Annotated in this window: 5 protein-coding genes; 1 reads left to right on the forward strand and 4 read right to left on the reverse strand. The window is 64.6% G+C overall.

Translation table 11 applies throughout. The features are described from left to right. The first annotated feature begins 165 nt into the window (after positions 1-165). Positions 166-390 carry a hypothetical protein gene (locus tag WBP48_RS13010; protein ID WP_424441084.1) on the forward strand — a complete coding sequence of 75 codons (225 nt, stop codon included), beginning with the start codon at positions 166-168 and terminating at the stop codon, positions 388-390. Between the two features lie 36 nt (positions 391-426). On the opposite strand, the gene WBP48_RS13015 is transcribed toward WBP48_RS13010, so the two are convergent. Genes WBP48_RS13015 through WBP48_RS13030 form a run of 4 tightly spaced genes read right to left on the reverse strand, consistent with a single transcriptional unit; the run spans position 427 to position 5,267 of the window. After that, entirely contained in the window at positions 427-1,686 is a 1,260-nt protein-coding gene (locus WBP48_RS13015; protein ID WP_424441086.1) for a hypothetical protein, read from the reverse strand. A gap of 4 nt (positions 1,687-1,690) precedes the next feature. Beyond that, a complete protein-coding gene (locus WBP48_RS13020; RefSeq protein WP_424441088.1) occupies positions 1,691-2,737 on the reverse strand; it encodes a glycosyltransferase in 1,047 nt (348 codons plus the stop codon). Next, positions 2,734-3,732 carry a glycosyltransferase family protein gene (locus WBP48_RS13025; RefSeq protein ID WP_424441090.1) on the reverse strand — a complete coding sequence of 333 codons (999 nt, stop codon included), beginning with the start codon at positions 3,730-3,732 and terminating at the stop codon, positions 2,734-2,736. The genes WBP48_RS13020 and WBP48_RS13025 overlap by 4 nt, the downstream gene beginning before the upstream one ends. Further along, a complete protein-coding gene (locus tag WBP48_RS13030) occupies positions 3,732-5,267 on the reverse strand; it encodes a sugar transferase (RefSeq protein WP_424441092.1) in 1,536 nt (511 codons plus the stop codon). Before WBP48_RS13030 ends, WBP48_RS13025 begins: the two co-directional genes overlap by 1 nt. Positions 5,268-5,493 lie beyond the last annotated feature (226 nt).

Genomic DNA, 5,493 nt, shown 5'->3' on the forward strand with positions numbered 1-5,493 from the left:
GCCGCGTCGGCGAACCCGACCCCAACCCCGAGGAGGTGACCGAACCCGACCTCCGAGCACTCACCGCATAACCATCAGAACCGAAGGATCACACCATCACCGATACACCACGCCCCAGGACTTGACCACAGGCCAAACGGACTCACTCATCTAGTGCACCTGCCCGTGCGCGCGTCATGGCTGAACCAGGTCGAGATCTACTTCTCGATCGTGCAACGCAAGGTCGTGGGGCCACAAGACTTCCCAGACCTCGACACCCTCGAACAGCGGCTCCTCGCATTCCAGCACCGCTACAACACCACAGCGATCCCCTTTGACTGGCGCTTCGGACGTGCCGCCCTCCACGACCTCCTCCACCGCGTCAACCAACACGAACAAACCGCAGCATGACCCCCGACGAACTAACGGGGACACCCACTAGCCACTTTACGTCCGCCTACCACACAACCTGCGGAGAGTCTGCCGGGTGGCCTTGATTGCCTCGCCTGCACCGAACTGCAGGCGGCGAAATCGTGCGGCCACAGGCGACGCGGTGGGCGCACCCCCCCGGCGTGCGCTGGACAGCCTCGCCTTCCGCACACTGGGCCACAGCACGCGGATGGTCGCACCGGGCCGTTGCGACCACGGAAGGCTACGCACGAAAGTTAGGTGGTAGGCCGCCGCACTCGGGGCAAGTCGCCTCTTCCACTCCGCCGGTAGCTTCCCCATGTCGCCAGGCAGAGATGCACCGGGAAAGGCTGCAGCTAGCGCGTCCCAGAGCACCGGCACCGCGCCCAGCCGTTCCGCCACGCCGAAGGTCTGGGCCCCGCCGGCACGGAGCACGGCTACGGCCTCGGGAGGTTGCGTGCCGGGCCGGAAGACCCCTGGCTCCGGACGTAGCGTGTGCAGTGCCGAGAGCACTGCTCCCGCCGGCCTCGCCGGTGCCAGCGTCCTCACGCCAGCGAACTCATACTCCTGCGCCGTGTCGGCGAGAACCGAGAACGCTGTTGCCGGACTCACACCGATGCCGGGGAAACGGTAGTGGATGTCGATCTCACAGCCCCACTCGGTCGGTTCGAGCGTGAGCGAGTGATACATCGCGGGGTGGAAGTCGAACGGGATCAGTGTCCATCCCCACGGCGCGAGTGCCTTGGCGAGGTCGTTCTCGAGGCCGGGCTGCACCCAGAGGTCGACATCGCCTGAGTGTTCGCGGAGGCGCAGGCCTTGTCGATGCAGAATAGGTCCCTTGATGAACACCAGCCGGATAGCGTTCTCACGAGCAACGCTCTGCACCAGAGCGTAGACGAGTTCGTGCAAAGGCGAATACAGCCACGGTGTGGGAATCTCGCATATCCGCGCCGGGTGTTCCGGGTCGGCGGTTGCGAGACCTATTGAGAGCATGTCGTGAACGATTTCGCGTTCGTCATCGTCCAGCTGCGCGTCTGGGACGGGGTGCGCGACCATGCGTCGCCAGAGCGCAGCTCCCTTTCGCTTCAGCGCGAGCGGCACATGCGGGCGGGCAGGGACGACGAGCAACTCCACATCGTCGGGGAACGCCCCTAAGCGGGTAACATCAAGAACGCCATAGGCCACAGCAACCCAGGATTTCGTTCGCGCCGTGGTCTGCATCTCGTCCAGTAGCATATGCTCAACACCGCCGATCTTCCCAGAAACCGCGACAGCGCGAGCCTTTGTCACGACCAGCAATGGATCATTCCTCGGGCGTGAGCGTCTTGCGGATCGCGGCAGCGCAGGTTGCCCACGACTGGGGCGGGCGCACGGCGTCGCCTCGCGAATCCAGGGCGCCGCGGATCGCTCCGCTGAGTGCGTCCGCTGTCGGCGCGACCGCGATCACGCTTGAACCATGGATGTCCTGCAGTCCGCTGTCGTTGGCGACAACGGCCGGGATCCCCAGGTAGCGGGCCTCGCTAACGGGCAGTCCGAATCCCTCATCCGATGAGTTGAGAACGAGTACTGAGGCCCGCTGGACAATCCTCTGATACTCGTCATCGGCGACGAATCCAGGCAGCAGAATAGCGTCTTCGGAGCCGACTTCTCGGGCTGCGTCGCGAAGGCGCTCGCGGTAGTCCCCCTTCGCCCCCAGTACGCACAGCGCGACCTCAACGCCGGTCCTGCGCAACTGCGCGATCGCGTCGATGACGGGCTCGGGGCGCTTGTTCACGAAGTGCCCGTACGTGACCACCAGTGGAGGGGACACCTGTCGGTCGGCGTGCGCCCAGCGTCGCGGGTGGTCACCCCCGTTCTCCACCACGACGACCCGACGCGGGTGGGCGTATTGCTCTGTCTCTGTCGCCGTCTTCTGCGAGATGGCGACCGCCGTGCCGACCGAGTGCGCCGACCAACGCCAGAGCGTGCGGTACAGACGTTGCGCGAGCCCGAACTCGTCGGGGCGCCGAAGATGGCGCCAGTCATGGATCACTGCTGCTCGGCGGCGCCTGGGGACGAGTGGTGAGGCGATCGGGCTCAGCGACAGCAGTGCGTCGCAGTGACGCGTGCGTGCGGTGATGCCCGAGGTCACGAGCTGCGCCCACGCGCGCGGGACGATCGATGAGCCGCGACGAACGATCACAGTGACGTTCTCATACCCGCCGAACTGTTCGACGGCCCAGGCCCCGCCGACGACGACGAGGTCGTCCCGCGGAAACTCCTCCGCCCACGCGCTCAGCAGTTCACGTGCGTACAGGTTCATCCCGCCCGAGTTCGCGGGCGTGCCCATCACGTCTACCAGTAGCTTCACGAGACGCCCTGCTGGAACACATCGATGAACTCGTCCACCCACGAGGCCAGCGAGTAGTCGTCGAAGCCCGCCGGCGCGACGCCCACCGCGGGCTGCATCGTGGTGAACCGCTCGATCTCGGCCGGATCGATGAGGTCAGGGTCGCGAGGCGTGACGAGAACGCGGGCGGGATCGAAGAACGCCTCACCGCGAACCGCCTCGTTCGCGGTGATGAGCGCGGCCCCGGTGGCGAGTGCCTCGAACGTGCGCATGGTCAGTCCGGCCTGACCCTGGCGCTGCACATCGATGACGGCCTTCGAGCGCTGCATGAGGCGCACCGTGTCGTCGCGCGACAGGGGCGACGTCTGCACATCATTGCGTCGAACGGGTCTCACGTCGCCCGACGTCAGCTTGCGCAGCCAGAAGAACCAGGCGGCGGGTATGAAGTAATAGAGGAGCTTCCGTTCGCCCGGGATCCCGGATGCCACGGCCTGAGTGAACGCGTAGCGGTCGCCATGAAGGGTTCCCACGAAAGAGATGTCCAGGTCGCGGGCGGCGCCGCTCGGAGCGTACTCCGTCGAATAGAAGAGCGGCTTGTAGCGAAAGCCCGGGTGGCTCTCCACGTCGCGAGGATCGAAGGAAAACTTGTGGTCAAAGCGGCTCAACAGCCGAAGGCCTTGAGGGCTGTTGGAGAGAGAGTCGAAGGTGTAGTAGGCGCGCACGGCTCGCGGGTTGTACTCGATGAACCACTCGAGGAACCACGAAGGAACTACCTCGCCTTTCACGACGAGCAGTGCGTCATAGTCGGCACTCTCGATGCGGGCGACAAGCGATCGATAGTGCCGGGCTATGCGGTAAGAGAGAACGGCGGGCGCGACGCGGACGGCAGCGCGAGCCCAGGCTTTGTTCGACGGACGTTCGTCGAACACGTCGACGACGTGCCCAGCGGCGCGGAAGGCGTCGGCGATCGAACGCTCGTAGCCGAAAAAAGAGGGAGTGATGAGAAGAATCTGCATCAATTCGCGCTCTCGCCGGGCGCGATTACGGCGCCCGCTGTCTTCGCGAGGATGGCGACGTCGCCCGCGAGAGACCAGTTCTCGACATAGTAGAGGTCGAGCTTGACCGCATCCTCCCACTCGAGCGAGGAGCGGCCGCTCACCTGCCACAGGCCGGTGATGCCGGGGCGGGCGAGCAGCCGGCGCCGCGCGGCATCGGAGTACATCGCCACCTCGGCGGCGATCTGCGGTCGGGGACCGACAAGACTCATCGAGCCGCCGAGCACGTTGAAGAGTTGCGGCAACTCATCGAGGGAGTACTTGCGTATGAATTTTCCGATAGGTGTGATCCGTGGGTCATCCTTTACCTTGAACAGGGGCTTCTCGCTGGTGCCCTGCGCTTCGAGCAGGGCCTTGAGCTCCTTCTCGGCGCCCTGCCTCATCGACCGGAATTTCAGCATCCGGAACGGCTCGCCGCCGAGGCCGATGCGTTCGTGGGCGAAGAACACCGGGCCCGGACTGGTCTTCACGAGAACGGCGACCAACAGGAACAGCGGACTCAGTGCGATGACGAGCAGCCCTGTCACGACCAGATCGAACGCACGCTTAGCGAATCGCTGGCCGGCGGTAAACTTCGGTGTTTCAACATGAATGAGCGGCAGACCAGCGACCGGTCGCGTGTGGATACGGGGTCCCGCGATGTCGATGATGCTCGGCGCAAGGACGAGATGCTGCTTGCCGGCCTCTAGTCCCCACGAGATCTGCTTGACCTTCGTCGGGGGCAGGTCATCGGTGCTCGTGATCGCGACGGTATCCGCATTCGTCGCGGCGATCGCACGGTCGACTGCCTCCACGCTTCCCATTATCGGAATGTCGGTGCCTTCGATCGTGTCGGCGACTCGGCCCGAAGGTACACAGGCGCCGACGACGAAGTAGCCGGCCGACGGCGACTTCGTGAGTTCTGCCGCGATTTGAGCTACGGAGACTTCAGAACCGACCAGCAGGACCCGTGCGGAGTACTCCCCGTCCTTACGGCGACGAATGAGCCATTGCCGCCAGCACCAGCGCTCCAGAGCCAGCAGAAGAATGCCCGCCGGCAGGCTCAGCAGAAGGTACCCGCGCGCGAGGTCGACGCGGGTGAGGAAGGCGACGATCGCGATGAAGCCGAACAGCCTCAGGCTTGCGTCCGCGACGCGCGTGTACTCCGTCATGCCGGTGCCGATCACCCGGTAGTCGCGCGAGTCGATCAGGCTAAGCATCGCCATCCACGCGAGTAGCAGCACGACCGAGAACATGGTGTAAGAGATGTCAGACAGCCGTGCGTCCGAGCGAATGCTGATCTGCGCATTGCCGAGCCCGAACCATGCCAGCTCCGTACCGAAGACCACCACGACGAGAACAAGGAGATCGCTGATCCAAAGTCGAGCGCCATACCGTTCGCGCCACCGTGACGCACCGGCCAATCGAACCGGAGCGGTGCTGGTGCCCAGTGCCGGGGACGATTCGGGAAGCGCGATCCCGATCCCTTGCGACTCAACGTGTGTGCCCGTTGTCACGTGTGCTCCTTATTCGATGCCACAAAGAGACATAGGGGGTTCCCGCAATGCGGCAACCCCCTAGTAGACCAGGCGGATCGTACCAGTTAGCTGATAACAGGTCAAGTCCTGGGGCGTGGTGTATCGGTGATGGTGTGATCCTTCGGTTCTGATGGTTATGCGGTGAGTGCTCGGAGGTCGGGTTCGGTCACCTCCTCGGGGTTGGGGTCGGGTTCGCCGACGCGGC

It is taken from the genome of Microbacterium sp. (assembly GCF_049661145.1).
Classification (GTDB): Bacteria; Actinomycetota; Actinomycetes; order Actinomycetales; family Microbacteriaceae; genus Microbacterium.

Bases quoted from the DNA above. Each gene is read 5' to 3' on its own strand.
- WBP48_RS13025 (WP_424441090.1), bottom strand. From the start codon at position 3,732: ATGCAGATTCTTCTCATCACTCCCTCTTTTTTCGGCTACGAGCGTTCG.